24 protein-coding genes, 1 tRNA gene and 1 pseudogene are annotated in these 19,277 nt (G+C 66.9%); 5 read left to right on the top strand and 21 right to left on the bottom strand.

The genetic code is table 11. The annotated features are described in order from the left end of the window. Positions 1-311: 311 nt before the first annotated feature. Positions 312-743, bottom strand: a pseudogene (locus IE239_RS40295) (transposase); the annotation flags it as partial. Between the two features lie 268 nt (positions 744-1,011). Here IE239_RS40295 and IE239_RS40290 point away from each other — a divergent pair. Continuing rightward, positions 1,012-1,347, top strand: coding sequence for a helix-turn-helix domain-containing protein (locus IE239_RS40290; protein WP_190154418.1), 336 nt, complete (start codon positions 1,012-1,014; stop codon positions 1,345-1,347). Between the two features lie 361 nt (positions 1,348-1,708). Beyond that, positions 1,709-1,784 (top strand) — tRNA-Arg (locus tag IE239_RS40285). Between the two features lie 128 nt (positions 1,785-1,912). Here the strand turns inward: IE239_RS40285 and IE239_RS40280 are convergent. From IE239_RS40280 to IE239_RS40220, 13 genes are all read right to left on the bottom strand, one after another. Then, positions 1,913-2,590 carry a hypothetical protein gene (locus IE239_RS40280; RefSeq protein WP_190154417.1) on the bottom strand — a complete coding sequence of 226 codons (678 nt, stop codon included), beginning with the start codon at positions 2,588-2,590 and terminating at the stop codon, positions 1,913-1,915. A gap of 628 nt (positions 2,591-3,218) precedes the next feature. Next, positions 3,219-4,367 (bottom strand): tyrosine-type recombinase/integrase, encoded by a 1,149-nt coding sequence (locus IE239_RS40275; RefSeq protein WP_190154416.1) that lies wholly within the window; start codon positions 4,365-4,367, stop codon positions 3,219-3,221. Then, positions 4,367-4,561 carry a helix-turn-helix domain-containing protein gene (locus tag IE239_RS40270; RefSeq protein WP_190154415.1) on the bottom strand — a complete coding sequence of 65 codons (195 nt, stop codon included), beginning with the start codon at positions 4,559-4,561 and terminating at the stop codon, positions 4,367-4,369. Before IE239_RS40270 ends, IE239_RS40275 begins: the two co-directional genes overlap by 1 nt. Beyond that, positions 4,558-5,979: a replication initiator protein RepSA gene (repSA, locus tag IE239_RS40265; protein WP_190154414.1), complete on the bottom strand. Its 1,422-nt coding sequence runs from the start codon at positions 5,977-5,979 to the stop codon at positions 4,558-4,560. Before repSA ends, IE239_RS40270 begins: the two co-directional genes overlap by 4 nt. 91 nt (positions 5,980-6,070) lie before the next feature. Further along, entirely contained in the window at positions 6,071-6,391 is a 321-nt protein-coding gene (locus IE239_RS40260) for a SpdD-like protein (RefSeq protein ID WP_190154413.1), read from the bottom strand. A gap of 11 nt (positions 6,392-6,402) precedes the next feature. Then, positions 6,403-6,561 (bottom strand): hypothetical protein, encoded by a 159-nt coding sequence (locus tag IE239_RS40255; RefSeq protein WP_190154412.1) that lies wholly within the window; start codon positions 6,559-6,561, stop codon positions 6,403-6,405. A gap of 12 nt (positions 6,562-6,573) precedes the next feature. Next, a complete protein-coding gene (locus IE239_RS40250; protein WP_190154411.1) occupies positions 6,574-6,765 on the bottom strand; it encodes a mobile element transfer protein in 192 nt (63 codons plus the stop codon). Between the two features lie 5 nt (positions 6,766-6,770). After that, entirely contained in the window at positions 6,771-6,956 is a 186-nt protein-coding gene (locus tag IE239_RS40245) for a hypothetical protein (RefSeq protein WP_190154410.1), read from the bottom strand. Positions 6,957-6,974: 18 nt separating this feature from the next. Further along, entirely contained in the window at positions 6,975-7,715 is a 741-nt protein-coding gene (locus IE239_RS40240; RefSeq protein WP_190154409.1) for a DUF2637 domain-containing protein, read from the bottom strand. Further along, entirely contained in the window at positions 7,715-7,873 is a 159-nt protein-coding gene (locus tag IE239_RS40235) for a hypothetical protein (RefSeq protein WP_190154408.1), read from the bottom strand. Before IE239_RS40235 ends, IE239_RS40240 begins: the two co-directional genes overlap by 1 nt. A gap of 87 nt (positions 7,874-7,960) precedes the next feature. Continuing rightward, entirely contained in the window at positions 7,961-9,316 is a 1,356-nt protein-coding gene (locus IE239_RS40230) for an FtsK/SpoIIIE domain-containing protein (RefSeq protein ID WP_190154407.1), read from the bottom strand. A 2-nt stretch (positions 9,317-9,318) separates the two neighbouring features. Next, a complete protein-coding gene (locus tag IE239_RS40225; RefSeq protein WP_190154406.1) occupies positions 9,319-9,681 on the bottom strand; it encodes an SCO3933 family regulatory protein in 363 nt (120 codons plus the stop codon). Between the two features lie 139 nt (positions 9,682-9,820). Next, positions 9,821-10,600, bottom strand: coding sequence for a GntR family transcriptional regulator (locus IE239_RS40220; protein ID WP_190154420.1), 780 nt, complete (start codon positions 10,598-10,600; stop codon positions 9,821-9,823). A gap of 30 nt (positions 10,601-10,630) precedes the next feature. On the opposite strand from IE239_RS40220, the gene IE239_RS40215 reads away from it, so the two are divergent. After that, positions 10,631-11,083 (top strand): NUDIX hydrolase, encoded by a 453-nt coding sequence (locus tag IE239_RS40215; protein WP_190154405.1) that lies wholly within the window; start codon positions 10,631-10,633, stop codon positions 11,081-11,083. 346 nt (positions 11,084-11,429) lie between these two features. Here IE239_RS40215 and IE239_RS40210 read toward each other — a convergent pair whose 3' ends face one another. Together IE239_RS40210 and IE239_RS40205 are read right to left on the bottom strand one after the other, a co-directional pair. After that, the gene (locus tag IE239_RS40210; protein WP_190154404.1) at positions 11,430-12,965 is read right to left on the bottom strand and encodes an AAA family ATPase; all 1,536 of its coding nucleotides are present in this window, start codon (positions 12,963-12,965) and stop codon (positions 11,430-11,432) included. Between the two features lie 113 nt (positions 12,966-13,078). Continuing rightward, entirely contained in the window at positions 13,079-13,588 is a 510-nt protein-coding gene (locus IE239_RS40205; protein WP_190154403.1) for a hypothetical protein, read from the bottom strand. Positions 13,589-14,451: 863 nt separating this feature from the next. Here IE239_RS40205 and IE239_RS40200 point away from each other — a divergent pair. Continuing rightward, positions 14,452-14,904: a hypothetical protein gene (locus IE239_RS40200; RefSeq protein WP_190154402.1), complete on the top strand. Its 453-nt coding sequence runs from the start codon at positions 14,452-14,454 to the stop codon at positions 14,902-14,904. Positions 14,905-15,364: 460 nt separating this feature from the next. Here the strand turns inward: IE239_RS40200 and IE239_RS40195 are convergent, their stop codons facing one another. The 4 genes from IE239_RS40195 to IE239_RS40180 all read right to left on the bottom strand — a co-directional run bounded on the left by IE239_RS40195 (position 15,365) and on the right by IE239_RS40180 (position 17,430). Further along, on the bottom strand, positions 15,365-15,667 hold the full coding sequence (locus IE239_RS40195; RefSeq protein ID WP_190154401.1) for a hypothetical protein: 303 nt from the start codon (positions 15,665-15,667) through the stop codon (positions 15,365-15,367). Then, positions 15,664-16,395 carry a GntR family transcriptional regulator gene (locus IE239_RS40190; RefSeq protein WP_190154400.1) on the bottom strand — a complete coding sequence of 244 codons (732 nt, stop codon included), beginning with the start codon at positions 16,393-16,395 and terminating at the stop codon, positions 15,664-15,666. The genes IE239_RS40195 and IE239_RS40190 overlap by 4 nt, the downstream gene beginning before the upstream one ends. An 8-nt stretch (positions 16,396-16,403) precedes the next feature. Then, a complete protein-coding gene (locus IE239_RS40185; RefSeq protein WP_190154399.1) occupies positions 16,404-16,628 on the bottom strand; it encodes a hypothetical protein in 225 nt (74 codons plus the stop codon). A 523-nt stretch (positions 16,629-17,151) separates the two neighbouring features. After that, positions 17,152-17,430: a hypothetical protein gene (locus IE239_RS40180; protein WP_190154398.1), complete on the bottom strand. Its 279-nt coding sequence runs from the start codon at positions 17,428-17,430 to the stop codon at positions 17,152-17,154. 78 nt (positions 17,431-17,508) lie between these two features. Here IE239_RS40180 and IE239_RS40175 point away from each other — a divergent pair, with 78 nt between their 5' ends. Continuing rightward, a complete protein-coding gene (locus IE239_RS40175; RefSeq protein ID WP_190154397.1) occupies positions 17,509-18,264 on the top strand; it encodes a GntR family transcriptional regulator in 756 nt (251 codons plus the stop codon). Positions 18,265-18,736: 472 nt separating this feature from the next. Here IE239_RS40175 and IE239_RS40170 read toward each other — a convergent pair. Then, positions 18,737-19,277 (bottom strand): tyrosine-type recombinase/integrase (locus IE239_RS40170; RefSeq protein ID WP_229878758.1); only part of this gene is annotated, 541 nt, incomplete at its 5' end.

Here is a 19,277-nt window from a genome sequence, read left to right as displayed (position 1 = left end):
TGCTCGACGGCACCCTCACCGCCGAACCCACCCCGCAGGGCGGATACACGACGGAGCTACGGGCCCCCACCCGGCCCGCCTGAGCACCACCCGCCCGACGCAGCTCGGCGCTGCTTCGCGGAACGCGACCTGGGCCCCGTACCTATCGGCCAAGGAGCTGACAATGGCCCCCTTCCACAGGGCTCCTACCTTGTGGAGGCACCGGACAGATCCCCACCGGTCACCTCGCCGACCGAACCGACCGCAAACCCCTCATCGTCACCGGCCTGGGCGGGTCTGTGTAGCGAACGGTGGAACTCAGTCGGATTTGTTCAGCGGCGTACGGCGGTGAGCCGGCCGTCGAAGGTGATGTCGAAGGCTTGGAGTGCGACTTTCCAGCGCATGGTCCAGCGTTTGCGTCCTGTGCCGGTCGGGTCCAGACTCACAACGGCCAGATAGACGCATTTGAGGGCGGCCTGGTCGGTGGGGAAGTGTCCCCGGGCCCGGACGGCCTTGCGGATCCGTGCGTTGATGCTCTCGATCGCGTTGGTGATGCAGACGATCTTGCGGATCTTGACGTCGAACCGGAGGAAGGGCACGAACTCCGCCCAGGCCGCCTCCCAGAGCCGGACGATCGCCGGATACTTCCCGCCCCAGGCGTCGGTGAACTCCACGAACCGCTCCAGCGCGGCCTCCTCGGTCGGCGCGGTGCAGACGGGCCTGAGCGCCTTCGCGATCTTCTCCCAGTCCTGCCGGCCTCGATGTCACTCGCCACGTCAGTCATCAACTGTCGCTTCCAGCTCAGGAGTTACACCACTCACCGTACAGACCCCTTCCTGGCGACAAGCCAGATCCGGCTCTGCGTACACCCACGCCGGTCGGCCCGCGGCGTGCGGTTCACAGCCCCGAAGCCTCCATCGGCCGCACCCCTTCGGGATCACAGAGCCCAGCGCCGCATCTCTCTACAGGGAACGGGCCCCCGCCGCCGTAAGCACACCGGTCAGCCGCCCGGGCGCGGGGCACGATCTGCGCATGCCGCGCAGCAACAACGATAAGCACCCTTTGCACTACGTAGCGGACGGAGACTGGCCGGAGGCCATCCTGGCCCACGACGCTCCGCTGAGCGCCCACTGCGGGCTGCTCCTCGCCAGCGACCTGAGCCGCACCATGCGCTCCCGCAAGCTCTCGCTTCGCGGACTGGCCGACGTGGCCTGTGTCGCGCATTCCACCGTCGCCCGAGTCCTCAGCGGCGAGGTTCTGCCAGACATCGGCACCCTGACACGACTGGAGGAGGCACTCGACCATCAGCTCTGGCCCGGACCCGCAGCGATTCGCGCTTCGGTATCAGCCAGGCGTCAGGTGATCTGACCCGACGGGCTCCGCCGCGAAAGCCCAGCGGCAGTCAAACCGACACCCGTAATTACCTCGGCTCCACGTTGGCGACGGAACGGACAAACCGAGCCTCCGCTCCGCGCAGACCGAGACGAACACTAACCAGCCCTACACAGAAAACCGCAGGTCACACCCTTCGCAACGCCCCACCCCCCGTACTGCACACCTCCGCTCCGCCCCGATCCGCTACGCTGTTCACGTCAGCGGTCAGGTCGCGCAAGATGTCCGCCCGGGAAACCGTCGCGAGCACCAGCGCACCCCCACTGACCAGCGGGCTTGTAAGCCTCGGCTGAAGATCCACTCGCTGGGTTTTCTCCAGGGTTCTCTGCAGGCCCCGGCCTTCGTAGCTCAGGGGATAGAGCACCGCTCTCCTAAAGCGGGTGTCGCAGGTTCGAATCCTGCCGGGGGCACCAGGCAAAAGGCCCCGGACCGATCATGGTCCGGGGCCTTTGACATCCACTTTTGACATCAACGCGGGCGGTCACTCACAGCCTGAGCATGCCTGCGAGAGCCGCGTCCCTCGTACCACTCCCGGCAAGTATCAGTCGTCGATGCCGGCACACCAGCAGGTCTCACGATCAGGGACCACCAGGGCGAGCGGCACATCGACACCGTCACGCCACCCAAGCGCCACGAAGTGCTCTCGCAGGAAAGCGTCAGCCGCGGTCAGGGCTGCCCATCGGCTGTCGCAGCTCTGCGCTGCCTGCTGGTCGGTGCCGTCGCAACCGCGCCCCATCCACGTCCACGAAGATCGCCCCGGCACGCGGCTGACTTCTGCGCTTCCCCCGTACCTCTCTATGAAAATCGTCTCCGGCAAGGATTCCCCGGCGGCACCCGTTTGGGGCCACTTCTTCCGAGCCGCCTGCCGGGAGATCCCCCAGGCGACCCCAAGCTGGCCATAGCTAGCCCCCATTCCGCCAGCAGTCTGCGCCGTGTCCGCTGCAAGCTCCTGAACAGCTTCTTGCATGTACCGCAGCACACGCAGGTGAGCAAGCTGCCAGTCAGCGTACTGAGTCACGCCTGCCGGAGCGGTGTGGTCGTTGTCCATACACTCTCGACTCCGCGCAGACATTCGACGCGCCAGAGCGTTGGCTACGGACCGCATCTGGTCGAGCAGCTCGGCGATTTCAAGATCGCCAGGTTCGCGCCAGGCCGGGTCACGCAGCTTGGCGGCGTCGCCTACTGACACATCGTTACCAACGGTTTCCTGTTGCTCCACAGCGACAACCATAGTTGTCACTCGACGGCAACCAGGGTTGCCGGTTCGGACCAGTGATCGCACTCCTGTGGCTGCTTGCCAGTCGGCTCCTCTCTTCCACCTCCGAGGAAGTGGCGCATAGCCGCAGGTCAGACGGATATGACTCCACTGGTTGACCTCAGCCCTCTGCTGGAACAAGTAGCGCCGATCCGTGAATCGACTTGCGCGGCTAAGTAGGTCCTCCTTCAAAGTCGGCGCCACCAGAAGCGCACAGCACCCACATGGGTGCGGCGCTACGTCGTGCGTTTCGATAAAGAGGAGGTCTCGTGACCAGCCGCGTAGACGACCACCAAGCGACGTCAACTAATGGGCAGCATCCGAACTCTGATGTGACTACCTCAACAAGTCCCATCTTCGATCTCCGTTGCGGTGGTGTCCGTGTGACTGTGGAGCGGATCCCATACAGGCTGCTGGCGCTCATCAGCACCGCATCGGCTCTCACACTAGGAGCGGGGAGCTGGTTCGTTCGCTGATCATGCGACCACAGTTGTCGCGCTCTACCAGATCACGCGTCTGAACCTCGACAGACACGAGCGGAAGCCCCCGAGCCTGAAGAGGCCGGGGGCTTCCCAGTAGACATCGGAGGCGGTTACTGACGGCGACGCCTCCTGAGCAGCCGATCCATGTGGCTCATGGCCTCTCGCTGGGTGTCCTGGACGACGTGGGTGTAGACGTCCATGGTGATGCTGATCTGCGAGTGACCGAGGATCTCCATCACGACGCGTGGCGCGACTCCGGCGGCCGTGAGGAGAGTGGCTGTGCCGTGCCGGGCGTCATGCAACCGGATGACGCGAAGGCCGGCGGACTCGGCGACACGAGTGAAGGAGCGGTAGACGTTCCGCGGCTCGACCTGACGGCCGGTACGGGTGGTGAAGACGTAACCCGACTCCTGCCAGGTCTCCCCCGCTCGGACCCGAGCCGCCGCCTGCCGCATCCGATGCCAGCGCAAGGGAGCGATGCAGAGCGCGGGCAGCGGGACGACACGACGGCGGCGGCTCTTGGGATCGTCGTCGTAGAGGACGCCGCGACGACGCTGGGTCTGCTGGCGGACGTAGAGGACCCGGTTGTCGAGGTCGAGGTCAGACCAGCGGAGACCGATGATCTCGCCCCGACGCAGGCCCATGGCGATAGCGAGCACGAAGGCCGCGTAGAGCGGATCCTTGCGAGAGGCGGCAAGGAAGTCGAGCGTCTCGTCGAGGCTCCAGGGCTGCAACTCCCGATTGGCCGTGCGCGGCGGCTCGACGAGCTTGGCGACGTTGCGCGCGATGAGCTCCTCGCGGCAGGCCGACGTCAGCGCCGAACGCAGAACTCGGTGCGACTCCTTGGCGGTCGCGGCAGTGGTCTCCTTCTCCAGGCGGACGAGGAAGCGGCGGACGTCGGCGACGCCGAGGGATTCGAGCCGCTTGGCACCGAGGAGAGGCACCAGGTAGAGGCGGACGTGCGCTTCGTACTTGTCGAAGGTGCTGAGCTTCCGGCGGGGCTTGATGACGTTGTCCAGCCAGTACGGCAGCCACTCGGAGAGCTTCGCCGACTTGGTGGGCACGGGCACGCCCTGGTCCACCTTGTCGAGCAGCTCCCGGCGCTTGGCGTCGCACTCGGCCCACGTCTTGCCGTAGGCGAACTTGCGGGCGCGGGTGCCGTCCGGCTGGAGCACGTAGACCGCGCACTGAAAGCGGCCGTCCTTGCGCTTGGTGATGGTGCCCGCGCCGTTCGGGTTGCGCTTGCGCTGACTGGCCATCAGGCAGCCTCCTCGATCTGGCCGAGGACGAAGTCCGTGACGGCGTGGGCAGGGATGCGGCGAGCGCCGTCGATCTTGATGGAGACGAGGCGGTGCGACCGGATCAGGTCGTAGACCTTGGAACGCCCGAGCTTGAGCCGTGCCATGACCTCCGGCACGGTCAGGAGTTCGGCGGTGACGGTGACCGTGGTCATGCTGCGGTTCCTTCCTCGGTGAAGTTGTCGCGCAGGGCGTCGCGGGCGGTCTCGCGGTTGGTCTGGAGGTCGCGGGCGATGGTGGCGGCGAGGGCGGCTTCGCCGGGGGTGTGGCCGTGGCCGGCGTACTGCCAGTCGGTCAGGACGAGGACGGTGTCCGGCTCGCGGTCGTCGAGGCCGAGGACGGAAGCCTCTTGTGCGGCGCGGTAGTCGGCGCGTTCCTGGCGGAGGGCACCGAGGGTGGTGGAGTACGTGCGCGACTTGGACGAGAAGTGGCCGCGGAAGCCGAGCATGTGGGCCCAGGCCCAGAGGCGTCGGTCCGGGTAGAGGGCATCCAGTTCGCGGCAGGCGGTGATGAGGCGCCGGGTGTGCTCGGGGACGCCGTAGCGGTCGAGTTCGGCGAGTTCGCCGATGCGGCGGTCAAGAGTGCCGGTGTTCTCGGCGGCTTTGGTGGCGTACTTGGCCACATAGGAGGCGACGGCCTGTTCGGTGATGTCGGAGCCGTCTCCGAAGGCCTTGACCGGGCGGACGTCGAGCTGTCGGCCCCATCGGAACGTCCGGGCGGGCTGGTCTTCGGCGGCCGGGACAGAGACCGAGGTATAGGAGTGCGCGACGGCGGCACGGATCGCGCCGGTGAGGAGGTCGACCGTGGCCCAGGCGGGCGGCGGTGTGCCGGGTCCGTCGGGACCGTCGAGGCGTACGACGGCGTGGAAGTGCAGGGCACCGCGCTTCTGGAACTCGGCGACCTTGCCGTACGAGACGCGGAGATGGTCGGCGAGTTCGCGGCGGGGCAGGCCAGCGCGGGCGGCGATTTCGCGGCGCAGGCGGGTGGTGAAGCGCTGCCAGAGCTGTCCGGCGTGGTTGTTGAAAAGGACAGCGCCCGCGTAGTCGTAGCGGTCCGGGTCGAGGGCTGAGCCCAGCTCGGGAGCGTCAGGGGCGTGGAGGGTGCCACAGCGGCAAGGGCCGCCGTGGTCGGGGCGGTTGTGGACCGGCCCGAAGGAGGGAGCGGTCAGGGTGGTGAAGACGCGCGGGTAGTCGCGTACGGCGGCGGGGATGTCGCGCCGGTCGTCTCCGGCGAGGCCGGCGCGGATCAGGTGGTAGGTGTCGCCCGCGTAGGTCCAGGCGCAGGAGGGGCAACGGGAGGCACGGCGGTTGCCGCAGGCGAGGCGGAGGCGTCCGCCCGGCTCGTTCTCGGTGGAGTAGTGGTGCAGCGTCTCGCCGGTGGTCTTGTCCTTGGTGAGGGTCCAGCCTGTGAGGTGGATCGGGTCGGAGCAGCCGCCGGTGCGGCGGATCTGGTCTTCCCAACGGGTGTAGTCGGAGGCCGAGGCCACCCGGAGGATGTCTCCGAGGGTGATCGGGTCGATCAGCTGGGCGGGCGTGGGCGTCTTCTGTGCCGCAGGTGAGGCCCGGTGGGCCATGCTGGGGGTTCCTTCCGGTTGCGAGATCGATCGGTGGGGACGGCTCCCGGGCGGCGGATGCTTGGCGGTATCGAGGCCGCCCGGGGGCCGGTCAGCGACGTTTGGCGTCGGCAGTGACCAGGGAGCGCAGGACGACGGCGCAGACGGCGACGGACGCGCCGGTGATGGCGACGGCCAGGAGCAGCGAGACCAGGACGGCGCCGACGACCAGGACGACGGCGGTGCCGGCGCCGACGAGGGCGAGGACTGCACTGGGGGTGAGCTGGACCGTCGGGCGGGTCGATGCGACCGGGGCTACGGGCGCCGACGGCGGGACCGGGATGCCCGGGGTGACGGTGGTCGGCTCGACGACGGCGGGCGGGGTGACGAGCCCGGTCGGGGTGGGCATGGTGGGGATCTTCGGGCGGAGCATGGCAGGGCTCCCTACTTGGTGATGGCGGTGTCGATGACGGGGGCGAGGAGGCTGTCGGCGATGAGGTAGCCGCCGAGGAGCAGCACCAGGACCAGCCAGAGCGGCGGGCGGAAGAGCTTGCAGCCGAGGTAGCCGACGGCGGCGAGGGCGAACCAGAGGGGGACCTGCATGACGGGTGTCTCCTAGCGGACGCGGCAGCGGTGGGTGCGGGCGGCGAGCTGGGCGGCGGTCTGGCTGGAGTAGTCGGCGGACCAGCCGCAGCGGTCGGTGGTGCAGACGGCGGCGTGCGTGGTGCGGCCGTGGCGGTCGCGGTGGGTGCCGATCTGTACGGGGCCGATGCGCATCACGGAGTGGAAGTGGTCGCGTGCGGGCATGGCGGTCAGTCCTTCCGGGTGGTGGTGGGGTCGGGGAAGGTGGCTCGGATGGCGGCGGCGGCCGGGCTGGGGGTGCGCTGGGCGGCTTCCTCGGCGAGCAGGTGGGCGAGGTAGGGGCGGTCGGCGGCGGTCATCTCGCGGGCGCTGTCGAGGTAGTCGGCGGCGGTCAGGTCGGCGGGGTCGGAGGTCATCGGTCGTTCCTTTCCGGGTCAGGTGAGGTGGGCGGCGATGGCGTCGGCGAGGTGGGGCGGGACGCCGAGGCGGGCGCGCAGGGTGTCGGTGTCGATCGGGGCGCCGGTGCGGTCGCGATAGTCGGCGGCGACCTTGCGGGCGTGGTCGACGAGGACGGCGGGCACCGCGGGGGCCGGATCGGCGGGCGGAAGCGCCGGCGGCTCCTCCACCGGGGCCGAGGCAGTGGCCGGGGTGGGCTCCGGGGCAGGCATGGGTTCGGGGTGCGGTTCGTGGTCGTCGGTGAGGTCGGGTTCCGGGGCCGGGACGGGTGCCGGCGGAGTCGGTGGGTGGTGGTCGTCGGTGAGGTCGGGTTCCGGGGCCGGGACGGGTGCCGGCGGAGTCGGTGGGTGGTGGTCGGCGGAGTGGGCGAGGAGGGTGCCGCCGAGGAAGGCGAGGGCGGGCCATCCGGCGATGCCCAGGCGGAGCAGGGCGGGCGGGGCGGCCAGGTCGAGGAATCCGGCGGTGGCGACGTTGGCGCCGAGGGAGGCGAACAGGGCGATGAGGAACCAGCACCAGGCCAGCCGGGACGGACCCTCACTGCGCAGGCGTCGCCAGGCGGCAACCAGGAGCAGGTCCACGCTCACGGGGTAGGCCCAGGCCTTCCAGCCGTCCTGTCCGGCAGCGGCGGCCAGGTCGTGCAGGTGGGCGAAGGACAGGGCACCGGCGATGACGGCTTGGATCAGGACGGCGTCGACGCGCAGGCCGTGGCGGGCGGCCATCAGGACTCCTCACCGGTCGGCGGCTCGGGGAGCGAGGCGACCAGGGAGGGGCTGACGACGTCGACGAAGTCGAGGTCGGCGCCGCTGGTGTCGGCGTAGAGGGCGAGCTGACCGAGCAACAGGACGGTGCGGGCGAAATCCTCGCAGTCGGGGCACATGACGCGGGTTCTCCCTTCATCAGGCATGGCAGGGGTAGGGACTTGGCGCGAGGGACGGTCACGCCGGCCGATGGGACGAGCGAGAGATCAGGCGGTGGCCGGAGAAGGCTTGGCCGACGGCACGGGAGCGGCGGTGGGTCCGGCGAGGGCGGGCCGGAACGGTGCCAGTTCGGGCAGGGCCGGGGTGCGGTCGGCGTGCCGGTTGCAGGTGTTCACTGCCTGGCGGAGCGAGGTGTGCGGAGCCCGGATGCGGTGCCAGCCGCCGGAGGAGTCACCCGCAATCGCAATCCCCCGCATCTCGGCGGGGATCTGGATGGCGGCGAGGACGGCGTCCGGGGAGATGTCGCCGAAAGCCATGTTGGCGCTGGTCTCGTCGTTGACGCGGTGGGCGGTGCGGCCTGTGAGCTGGGCGCGGAGCATGGTGATGCCCTTGCCGAGTTCGGAGCCGAAGCGCTGCCCGCAGATCTCCAGGTAGATGCCGGCCGCGCGGCCGAGCTGGGCGAGGCGGACCAGCGCGGTGATGATCCGGTCCCGCCGCTTCTCCTCCTCCTTGCTCGCGAACAGGGCCAGTTCGGCGACCTCGTCGACCAGGACCACGACCGGCACGGGCCGCAGATGTTCGGGCAGGTCCCAGATGTCGGCGGCGATCTCCGCGTCCGGCACGTCGACCGTGATCCGCTGCTGGGCACGGATGAGCTGATAGACGTCTGCCATCCGAGTCACGAGCGCGTCGAGGAGGTCGGCGGCGGTGTCGGGGTTGTCGGCGAGCGCGGAGAAGCGGCGAGCCAGCGGGAACAGCTCGACCCCCTGTTTGCAGTCGATGCCGACCAGGGCGACATCCATCGGGGCGAGTCCGACGACCAGGTTGCGCTGGTAGACGGACTTGCCGGATTCCGTGGCTCCGAGGGTGAGGGCGTGCGGGACGGCCCGGTAGTCGCGGTAGTGCACCGAGCCGTCCTGCCGCAGGGCGACGGGAACCCGCATGGGCCGGGTCTCGGTCGTGGCGGGCATCTGCACCCGCTTGAGGACGTCGTAGCCGGTCATCCGCACCTCCACCACGCCGGACCGCAGCTCACGCGAGGTGACGCCGTACATCGAGAAGGAGTGGCGCAGTCGGTCCGAGGCGGCGGCGACGTCGAAGGCGTCCTGTCCGGGGCGCAGCTTGAGCCGTAGGACCAGGCCGGTGCGAGTCGGCCGCAGCCGCAGGATGCGCGGTGGACGGGACTCCGGCATAGGGCGGTTGGTGGCCCGTGCCAGGGCGAGCCGCCATCTCGCGGGCGGGACGGTCAGCCCGCAGGCGTCCATGACGGAGGCGTAGCGGACCAGAACCCGCAGCGTGGCCAGGATGATCCCGAAGGCCAGCCAGTACCAGGCGGGACGCCGCCACCGCAGGAGACCCGCGGCGGCGACGACCAGCACCAGAGCGACCGTGAAGCCGGTCATGATCAGGCCGCCTTCGGTCCTGCGGCGGCGTTGACGTTGGCGAGCGAGGTGACCGCGACCGCACGGAACGCGATGCCGTGCCGCTTCTGGCCGTTGAAGTCGTTCTCCCATGGCCGGGCGACCAGGCCGGTGAGCGCGACCGGCGTGCCCATGGCCAGCTCACCGCTGATCCCGGGCTCGGGGACGGTGATGGACAGGATCTCCACCTCCTCGTTCGCCGCGAACATCACGTCGACCGTCATCAGCTTCGCGCCGGACTCGATGTCCATGGCGATCTCGCCCGTGCGGCGGTCCTTGACCTTGGGCTGCGGAGTCTTGGCGACCATCACGATCGCGGCGGAGGTGTCGACGGGAATCTGACGCATGGCGGAGCACTCCTCTATAGATGCTGAACTTCGCCACTCATGTACATGAGTGACATGGAGAAGAGTGCATGACTCCTATACATGAGTCAACCCGCCGCGAAGAAGAACTCGCGACGGGCTGTAAGAAGTTGAGTGCGCGTCAGTCGTCGGCAGGGATGCGGTACTCGAAAACGAACTGATCAGCGGCCATGAGCGTGTCGCACACCTCGACCACGAGACCCGCGGTCGTACGGGCCTCCCGGATCAGGTGAACCACGGCAGCACCCGGGCTCAGCGCAAGCTCCGAGGCTTCCGCCTTCGAGGCCGGCCGCGCTTGCAGCGTCTCGACGAACTCCGCGAACTCATGTCCGTGATCTTCGAGCCGGGCATAGATACCACCACCACCGGGGTTCTCGGCGAACAGCTCCGGGATCTCCTTCACGACGTCCCACGGCAGGTAGGACGTGGCGGTCTCGACCGGAACGCCGTTGCGGAAGTAGAGGCGCCGACGGGCCAGCACCTGCGTGCCGGCGGGGACGCCCAGCCGCTGGGCGGCATCCTCGGGAGCCTCCATAGGCCCGATGTAGAGGACGCTGACCTTTGCGGTGGCGCCGGACTGGGCGGACTCCGCGAGGTAGGCCGCCTGCCCTCCCTGCCTGAGCGAGCGCCGGAAGCGATCGGAGGAGCGGTGCCGCACAGGAGGCCGGTTCTTCACGATCGAGCCCTTGCCGTGCCGGGTCTCGACGAGTCCACTCGCCCGCACCTCGGCCATGGCCTTACGGATGGTCCCGCCAGACACGCCGTAGCGATCCACCAGCTCGGATTCACTCGGCACCATGTCGCCAGGCTTCAGAACCCCCGCCCGGATCTGCTGCACGATCTCTTCCGCGATCTGCACGTACCGAGGCCCGGCCGTGCCCCCTCCAGCAGCAGTTCCCATAGTCCTTCTCTGCCTCCTAAGCTCCTCTACATGAGTCAACCACAGGAAGCGACACCGCCTCCCCTGCACTCCGTGTCAGTAGCCGGAGTGGTGGTGCGCGAAGACGGCCGCCTCCTGGCGATCCGCCGAGCCGACAACGGCACCTGGGAGCTCCCCGGCGGCATCCTCGAACTCGACGAGGCCCCGGAGGCCGGCGTGATCCGCGAGGTCCTGGAAGAGACCGGCATCCACGTCGAGGTGGACGAACTCACCGGCGTGTACAAGAACATGGTCCGAGGCGTCGTCGCCCTGGTCTTCCGCTGCAAGCCCTCCGGCGGCACGGAACGTACCTCCAGCGAGTCCACCGCCGTTTCCTGGCTCACTCCGGACGAGGTCAGCGAGCGCATGGCCGAGGTCTACGCAGTCAGGCTCCTGGACGCCTTGGACGGCAACGGGCCCCACGTGCGCAGCCACGACGGCAAGCACCTCATCCCAGCGGGATAAGACTTTCTCTCCATCATCAAGGCGGCTCGCTCCGCTCCCCGCGCGCGGCCCGGCCCCCGGCCGGGCCTGCGCTCCTGCCTCCGTCCCGCTCCAGCCCGGCCGGCGCCCGTGCCGCGCTCAGAGCGGTCAACCATGAGATGTTGAAGCAGGGGTTCATCGCGGCTGGATCGCGGCTGGGGCGGTCGGCTACACGGCTTTGCGCAGCCACTCTGGCGCGCGCTTCGAAGATCACGGCCTCAACGTTGCGCTTTACCGGGCAGGTCCACAGACTGCCCGACGCGCCGGAAGCCTACGGGGCCGTGATCACTCGCGCCGAAGCAGTCCAGCCAAAGTCGTTCTACCGCCCTCACGCCGTGTTCAGGCCCGCATGCCGCCCAAGTGCTTCCAGATCGAGTACAGGCGATCGCCGCAACTCGTCTCGGAATAGGGTGCTCTTCAATTTCCTGAGCGTATTAGCCTTGCCGCTCAACCTAAAAGTCCATTTGCCGTCCTCAAGGTCAAGTACGTGCAGCCCCCGCTTCAAGCGCACGTCTGAGTACTGACTTAGGTCGAGAATGTACGCCTCATACTTGACTCCCTGGCGGTGCTGGTCTGAGAGCGTAGCCTGAATCAGGTGCGCAAACCGGAGGTCAACGAGGCGTGCAAGAGTCTCATAGGCCGGAAGGGATTTTTGGGCAACATCGACGCGGAAGTAGGTGTACCCCTCTCCCCGAACATACGACGAAAGGTATTCGAGAGCCGAGGTCAAAGAATCGGCGTTATCTGCAGAAACATCCTGCTCTAGATCTCTCAATTTTCCTCGCGCCGCCTTACCGGCGGCATCTGCGACGTCTTCCTGTCCGACCTCCCGAGCATTTGTCCGGGATCTAGCTGCCACGATCGAAGAGGCGAAAAGGTTCAAGTAATCCCTAGGTACACCACCTGAACCGAGAATCAGCCTTCCAAGCGCTGCATCACGGGTGATACTCGACGGCTTAGCGATTCCCACGGTTTCCGTGTAGTTCGTAAGCACGGACTCCAAGAATTTCTGCGTGGCCTCAGGATCTTCCAAAGTCACGTCCAGATCGATCTTGGATGCGTCATGCGGAATTTCAATGCCGATATGCGAAGATGGCTCGAAAGGCCGCGTCAAGCGTTCAATGCTCGCAACCTTCAGCCAGCCATCGCAGTCGCGCAGCATGCTAGTCAAGTAGTCAAGCAGATACGGTTGCGCGGAGATGGGAAAAAGGTAGAAGTCATCGAGATACAGGTACAGGCGAACGATCCCCGCTCGCAGGACCGTCCGCAATCCCCTATTCAAATCAGCGATGGTTTCGCCGAGCTCTGCATCTCCTTCAGCGGCCCGGAGAGATGTGACTTTCTCGCCGAGATCCTTTAGGCGAGCGAAGGAATCACCCTGGGAAGTGCCTGCGTGCTGAATCAACGAGGTTAGTACAGTCTCCGCAATCATAAGGAAAGCGGAAGATGAGTTCATTAGCCGCAGGGTATGGGCATTCATCCACGCCGTTACGTGCCCTTCTCTCTCGGCGAGACGCTTAGCCTCAAGAAGGAGCGCGGTCTTCCCTACACCACGTCGACCGTAGACGAGGTGGTGACGTGACGCACCAATAGCGGCCAGACTAGCCCGGGGATCTTCCATGTACTTGAGACTGGGAAGTGCGTCAGATGTGCGCGACCTAGCTTCCAACAGCTGGATTAGCTGGTCAACTTTTGAAGAGGCAAGGACACTCTTTGGCGTAGAGGGCAGAGGCTTTTCAACATCGGTACGATGTGGCCTAAAGGTGACAGCGAGAGACTCATTTTCCGTATCGTGGACGGAATTTAGTTCTTGCTCAATAGGTCCAGCCAGACTCTGCGCTGCCGCTATCGAGTCTTCGTCCACCCAAACAAGAAACCACCGTTCGCCAGGAAATGACCTTTCCTCGACACGCACGATGGGGATGTCTGCATCGTCAAGTACCCGAGCGATTCGGGCTTCGTAATCACTTGCCGACATCAGATATATCCGTTCGTCAGGGCGAAAGATTCACACATCTGGACAAAGTTGGCCGCTGTTGCTGAAAGTGCACGAGCATCGTTTTCCCAATCGGATTCGTTGATTGGGTAGACGTCATAATCAGCCTGATTACGCAGCAGGCGGGCATCCACGAGTTCGGCCTCTCGCACGGCCGGGCTGTCGATGCCCGCCGGGAGATTCCGCGGAAGAATGTTATGGCGCTCGTGATCGTCACCTTTAATTTCCGCGAACGCGATGGCGCGAGCCGCTTGATACATTGCGTAGTAGAAACGACTGATGGCCGATCTGTATTGTGTTGCAAAAAGTAGAGCATCACCCGCTCGGAGATGCCCTCCCGCTAGAAGCAAACGATCCGAGACGATCTGCTGCAGCAGTTGAGCCGTGGGGAACGGATATTTGCTGCCACCTACTGGAAGTGCTGATATTGTCGCACTCTTGCTGGTGGAAATGTGCAATAGCATTTGATCGGCAAGCGTGACTGTTGGCATGTAATCTGCGCTACCCCCCTGCGGAACCCTGGCCAGCGCCACAAGGTTAGTCGGCCCCGACAACGTTCCACACTACCCACCAAGCGATTGGCTCACCCAGTGTTTGCGGGATGGCTTGTAGCAGGTGCGTGCGTCACAGGGATCCCCACGTCGTTCAACGAGCGCCTGCACTCGCCGCACCACCCCAGCCGAGGGCTCGCGCACCGTCCGTCACGGGCCGGCCGTCGCGGCTTGCTCTGGTCGACGACACAAGCCAGCAGCGTGGCTGAGGCCGGTGGGGGTGCAGCGAGGCATACGCGTGCGTGATCGGTCGACGCAACCGCCGTCGTGGCTGACTGTCGTCGGCTGAGGCTCAGACACTCCGGGATCCAGCTCCGCCAAGGGACGTTCGAGGCGAAGGGACCGTGCCATTCGCGTGCCAGATCGTGCGGGGAACCACGGGGAACAGCGGGGACTGGCCCCAGGTGCGGCCAGGGATCCAACACCACTCCGCCGCAGGTCAGCGCAGCAACCGCAGCCAAAGACCCAAGCTTCCCAAGCTGAGGGCTCAGGCACCGTCGTTACGGGTCGGCCGTCCCGGCTTGCTCTGGTCGACGACACCGGCAGCGTGGCGGAGGCCGGTGGGGGTGCAGCGAGACATACGCGTGCGTGATCGATCAGCGCACCCGACGCCGTGGCTGGCTGTCGTCGGCTGAATTTCGTGCGTATGGCTCCCACGGCGCGGCCGTGACGCAGAGGTGTAGGTGGGGCTCCCATGCATCCGCCTGGAGCAGCACGGCACGCATGCCCAACTGTCACGACTGACGGTTATTGGGCAGGCCAGGACGGTAACGTGACGGCCGTCACATCTGGATGGGAGCGGCATGGCATTTATTTCAAAGAAGAGCCCAGAGGACCAGGCGCAGGCGGCCGCAGAGAAGGAGCGCAAGCGCAAGGAGGCAGAGGAGAAGCAGCAGACCGAGCGACTCGAACGCGACCGACGGGCGTTCCTGGCCACACCCGTAGGTCAGGCACGCCAGTGCTTCGAGCAGGGGGACCTTCTATATCAATGCTCGCTCAACGTCATGAGCCAGCAAGCGATCATCGTCAAAATGGTTGGTAGCACGACCACCAAGCAAACGACAGATCCCGTAGTCGTCCTCAACGCCGTATGCCGAGAGGGGTGGGAGCTAGTGAACGGTTCCTTCGTCTTCGTGGAGCAGGGACAGCAGAGCCGCGACAAGTTCATGTCGTCCGGTCAAAACGTCGCAATCAAGGGTGAAACCCTGGGCTACTACCTCTTCAAACGCTGCGAAGCGAACCGACACGAAGCATGACCGTCCGCCGGAAGGTGACGTTGCGCTACTGGATGAAGAGCTACGGCTCAGAAGGTTCTGACTGCCTATCCGTGGACTCGTCTCGCCTGATCCGCCACGGGTAGGGCCGTGACATGCGGCGTTGCTCAGGGCCCAACAGGCCTCCAGAACCGTTGCAGTGCCGAGACTTGAACCGGCCGTCACGGCTCTTCTGGTCAACGACACCGGCAGCGTGGCTGAGTCCGGATAGGGTGCGGCGAGGCACACGCGTGCGTGGTCGGTCGGCGCACCCGCCGTCGTGGCTGGCTGTCGTCGGCTGAGGTTCAGGCCTTCGGAGAAGGGCGGCTTTCTGCTGCGGGGCGCGCAGTCTCAGCGGTGGCCGGCATAACGCGGCGGGGAGGGGAACCGAGTCGTGCTCGGACTCCCCTCCCCGGTTGAGACGGAGGGTCGTCGGCGGCAGGTGTTGCTTGCGACCAACGTTTCAGAAGCGGTGCGGTTCGCTCATCCCTAGGAGGTGACCGCGGCTGGTTGCGACGCGGAGCACGTCCCGGAGAATCCCGGTCAGTTCACCGGTCAACCGGCGTAGGTCCTCCGGGTCCGTGTTCTGGTCGTCGAGGGTGTTCGAGGCGTGCTCCAACAGCATGGCCGCCGTGTCGAGTTGCTCCGCTTCGATGTTGTCCGCCAGGCGGGACATGTAGCCGCCCTTGTCATCCGTGCTCAGGTAGCAGGGCTTGCCCTCCGGGCCCGACCACGGGAGAAGGCGCAGTTCGTTTTGTGTTGTCACTCTGGCGTCTGCCTCTCGTCGGACGTGTGGTGGGTGGTGAAGACTGCGTCGGCTCGATCCCCTGGGAAGACCAGAAGGGCCGCCTCGACCACTCGGCCGGTGGGGTCGGTCGCGACGCGCGTGATCGCCAGAACCGGCGTGACGGAGTTGGTTCGCAGGGTCGATGACTCGTCCGGCGTCGGCGGGCGGGCGCAGACCGTTTCCCGGACAGCGGCCGGCGGAGGGCCGAGTACGGCGAATCTTCTGGCTGCCTCCGGGCACGAGGGTTCGTCGTCGAGCACTCCGGCCGGCGCCAGGTCGCGGGGGATGTAGATACGGGCCAGTCCGTGCGGTGACTCCCCCTCGTGGCTGACGCAGAAGAACTCCGCGAGAGGGCTGCCCGTCGGCACCCTCAGCAAGGTGGTCAGGTGTCCGTCGGCCTGGACCGTGGCGGTGCGGACGGTGACGCGTAGGGCCGCTTCGGCGGCGGTCCACGGGTCCAGCGTCCCCCAGCCGCCGACGTACATGATCCGGCGGAGGGGGCGGCGGACGAAGTTGCCCTTGCCGTGGATCTTCTCGACGAGGCCCTCGCCCTGGAGCACCGCGAGGGCACTCCGCAGCGTCGCTGTGCTGACCTTGTACTGGTCGGCCAAGCCGGTTTCGGACGGGAGTCGTTCGCCGGGCTTGAGGTGGCCGGTCGTGATCTGGTGCCGGAGATCGTCGGCGATGTCGTGGTGGCGAGGAGACATGGACCGGATCACCGCCGCCTCATCATCCGCACGGCAGCGAGCCGGGTTCGCGTGTGTATGGTCAGCAACTCGCCCGAGTCGAAGAGGATTTGCTTCGCGCCCTGGGCGAGCTGGAAGAGGTCCTGCACCCGGCAGGCCCGGCCTCCGAGTTGGATGATGTCGCCGCGCTGCACGGTGGCCGCGGTCACCTCGACGTTGGATGCCAGCGTGCCGCCGGGTGCCCGTTCCCTCACCGCTGCACCTCCGAAGGCATTGTGTGCCCGGACATCGGATGGCACGGGCAGTCGCACGCCTCGTAGATCACCGGGAGGTCGACCGGCGCCGAGGCCGGGGAGGACTCCGCGCAGGCGTGGTGGGTGCCGATCCGGCATGGGGCCGATCGGTAGGGGACGGCCGAGGTGTCCGTGACGCGGGTCTGTCGACGGGGGTGCATCAGCGAGCCCCCACCAGGGTCGACCACGCGTCGGCCGGCAGATACGGAGCGACGACCACTTCGCGCGTTCTTACGCGCTTCTCCCAAGCCAGCACATACGGGCGGACGAGTGCGATGTCCTCACCCCTCAGCGTTGACCGGTGGTCCACGTCGTCGGAGGCACGCCGGCGGACGACCGTCGTCCTGTCCGGAGACAGGTAGGCGGCGGGAGCAGCCGACGGCCCGGAGGCCGTTAAGGGGCGGCGGTGCCTGCCCCCGGGGAAGTGCCGCTCTCTGGTGAGCGAGACGGCACGGCGGATACGGTTGAGCACGCTGCTCAGCTCCTATCGCTGATGGCCCGGTCCCCCGACATCGCCCGTCGTGGGGACCGCTTTGCGTACGACCGCCCAGAGGGTGCGGCCGTTCATGCTGGTGGCGAGGAGGCCGAAGCGGTCGGCTTCCGCCACCACGTCCAGGACCTCCCGCCATGACTCGGCGGAGAGCGCGTCCGGCACCTCCGCCTCCACCGACGTGTGCCGGGGGTGTTCCTCCACTCGCGTGAGCAGCCCGAGGGCGGACAGCCGGGCGGCGAGGGCCGCCGCGCTAACTCCCGAAGCGGGCACAGGGCAGCCTCCGTCACCAGCGATCACTTTGAGTGAAGCTAGTTAACTAGATTAGAGCTAGTGGACTAGATTTTCCATATGCCTGAGCAGCCGCCCTATCTCCGCATCGCCGACGAACTCCGGCGGCGGATCGCGGAGCACGTGTGGGAGCCGGGAGACCGCCTGCCCTCCCGCGCCCAGATCGGCGAAGAGTGTGGCGTGGGCGAGAACGTCGTGCGCCGGGCGCAGGAGTTGCTGATCTCCCAGGGTGTGTTGGAGGGCCGCGCCGGTTCCGGCACGTACGTCGCCGAGCCCCGGCAGCGCGTGCGGGTGGTCCGTTCCTCGGCGCGCGAGCAGCCCAACGGGTCGCCTTTCCGCGTGGACATGAGGGCCGTCGGCAGGCAAGGGGACTGGGAGAGCCGGACCGACGCCAAGGTGCCGGCACCGGCGGAGATCGCGGCACGGCTGGGCATCGGCGAGGGCGAGCTGTGCGTCCGTACGACGTACGAGTTCCTGGCGGACGGCAGGCCCGTGCAGCTGTCGACGAGTTGGGAGCCGTACGACCTCACGGCCGGCACGCTCGTCGTCCTGCCCGAGGGAGGGCCGCACGCCGGGGCGGGCGTCGTGAACCGCATGGCCGCGATCGGCATCACCGTCGGCCACGCCGTGGAGCAGCCGGAGCCGCGGCAGGCAACCGCCGAGGAGGCGTCGCTACTCGGCATCCAGAAGGCCGCTCTTGTCACGCACATCCGACGGACGTACTACAGCGACGACGGGCGGCCCGTGGAGACGGCGGACATCGTGGTGCCCGCGGCTCACTGCGAGATCGTCTACGAGATCCCGATCAACCGGTAGCCCCGCTTGGAGTCCGCCCTATGGCCGAGAACGCCGCTTCCTGTCCCGAATGCAGCCATCCCATGAAGTCCGGCGGTCTCTTGCTCTCCAAGCGAGACGAAGACGGTCGGAGGACCTGCCGGTCTCTGTGGCGGTGCCCCGATCGGCACACATGGTGGCGGTGGGCGGACCGGCCGGAGGAACCGTTGGAGGTCTGCCCAGTTCCGGAGCTGTTTCGGTGACATCCAACGTTGACATCAACGAGGCCGGACGGCAGCACACAGCAGCACCCCCACGCGACCGCCGGACCAGCCGACAACGACCCCAGGGGCGGGTGTAGATCGAACTCCTAAAGCGGGTGTCGCAGGTTCGAATCCTGCCGGGGGCACAAGAAAAGGGCCAGCTCAGGAGGGTTTCCTCCCAGGCTGGCCCTTCGTCGTGTCCGGGGTTGTGCCACACGCGTGCCACTGCGGCTGTGTGGAGGCCGGATCCTCTAGTCCGAGACGGCCTCTCCCCCACCCTCACGGATCATCGCTCCGAGCCGATCAGCGATGGCCCGATCACGGTCGCTGGTCATGTGCTGGTAGATCAGCGCGGCGCGCGAGCTGCTGTGGCCCATGCGGGTCATCAGCTCACGGGTGCTGGCACCGGCAGTCGAGGCCAGCGTGTTGCCGGTGTGGCGGAGATCGTGAAAGTGGAGTTCCGACGTGACGCCCGCCGCTTTCCTGGCCGCCACCCAATCGTCGCGGAAATTGCTACGCCGAAGTTGGCCGCCCTGCGGGCCGACGAAGACGTGTCCGTCGCGGCTGGGCGCGGCGAACTGTTCCAGGTGGCCCGTCACGTCGTCGAGCAGCTCGGCGGGGAACGAGATGGCACGTACCCCGGCAGCGGACTTCGGTGCTTTGTCGAAGAGGCGGCCGTTCTGCAACTCGGCCTGAGACGCCATCCGCTTTCCGAACGTGATCGTTTGGTTCGGGCTGGGTGGGCATGAATTCCGGCTGGCGGCGGGAGAGATGGGCGTGGTTCGTCCGTTC

This window comes from Streptomyces humidus (assembly GCF_014649655.1).
GTDB classification, from domain to species: domain Bacteria; phylum Actinomycetota; class Actinomycetes; order Streptomycetales; family Streptomycetaceae; genus Streptomyces; species Streptomyces humidus.
This window is presented reverse-complemented; position numbering and strand designations above follow the sequence as displayed.

Bases quoted from the DNA above. Each gene is read 5' to 3' on its own strand.
- IE239_RS40250 (WP_190154411.1), bottom strand. From the start codon at position 6,765: ATGCCCGCACGCGACCACTTCCACTCCGTGATGCGCATCGGCCCCGTA.
- IE239_RS40205 (WP_190154403.1), bottom strand. From the start codon at position 13,588: ATGCCAACAGTCACGCTTGCCGATCAAATGCTATTGCACATTTCCACC.
- IE239_RS40190 (WP_190154400.1), bottom strand. From the start codon at position 16,395: ATGTCTCCTCGCCACCACGACATCGCCGACGATCTCCGGCACCAGATC.
- IE239_RS40235 (WP_190154408.1), bottom strand. From the start codon at position 7,873: ATGTGCCCCGACTGCGAGGATTTCGCCCGCACCGTCCTGTTGCTCGGT.
- IE239_RS40225 (WP_190154406.1), bottom strand. From the start codon at position 9,681: ATGCGTCAGATTCCCGTCGACACCTCCGCCGCGATCGTGATGGTCGCC.
- IE239_RS40255 (WP_190154412.1), bottom strand. From the start codon at position 6,561: ATGCAGGTCCCCCTCTGGTTCGCCCTCGCCGCCGTCGGCTACCTCGGC.
- IE239_RS40220 (WP_190154420.1), bottom strand. From the start codon at position 10,600: ATGGGAACTGCTGCTGGAGGGGGCACGGCCGGGCCTCGGTACGTGCAG.
- IE239_RS40245 (WP_190154410.1), bottom strand. From the start codon at position 6,956: ATGACCTCCGACCCCGCCGACCTGACCGCCGCCGACTACCTCGACAGC.
- IE239_RS40200 (WP_190154402.1), top strand. From the start codon at position 14,452: ATGGCATTTATTTCAAAGAAGAGCCCAGAGGACCAGGCGCAGGCGGCC.
- IE239_RS40230 (WP_190154407.1), bottom strand. From the start codon at position 9,316: ATGACCGGCTTCACGGTCGCTCTGGTGCTGGTCGTCGCCGCCGCGGGT.
- IE239_RS40260 (WP_190154413.1), bottom strand. From the start codon at position 6,391: ATGCTCCGCCCGAAGATCCCCACCATGCCCACCCCGACCGGGCTCGTC.
- repSA (WP_190154414.1), bottom strand. From the start codon at position 5,979: ATGGCCCACCGGGCCTCACCTGCGGCACAGAAGACGCCCACGCCCGCC.
- IE239_RS40275 (WP_190154416.1), bottom strand. From the start codon at position 4,367: ATGGCCAGTCAGCGCAAGCGCAACCCGAACGGCGCGGGCACCATCACC.
- IE239_RS40290 (WP_190154418.1), top strand. From the start codon at position 1,012: ATGCCGCGCAGCAACAACGATAAGCACCCTTTGCACTACGTAGCGGAC.
- IE239_RS40215 (WP_190154405.1), top strand. From the start codon at position 10,631: ATGAGTCAACCACAGGAAGCGACACCGCCTCCCCTGCACTCCGTGTCA.
- IE239_RS40270 (WP_190154415.1), bottom strand. From the start codon at position 4,561: ATGACCACGGTCACCGTCACCGCCGAACTCCTGACCGTGCCGGAGGTC.
- IE239_RS40240 (WP_190154409.1), bottom strand. From the start codon at position 7,715: ATGGCCGCCCGCCACGGCCTGCGCGTCGACGCCGTCCTGATCCAAGCC.
- IE239_RS40175 (WP_190154397.1), top strand. From the start codon at position 17,509: ATGCCTGAGCAGCCGCCCTATCTCCGCATCGCCGACGAACTCCGGCGG.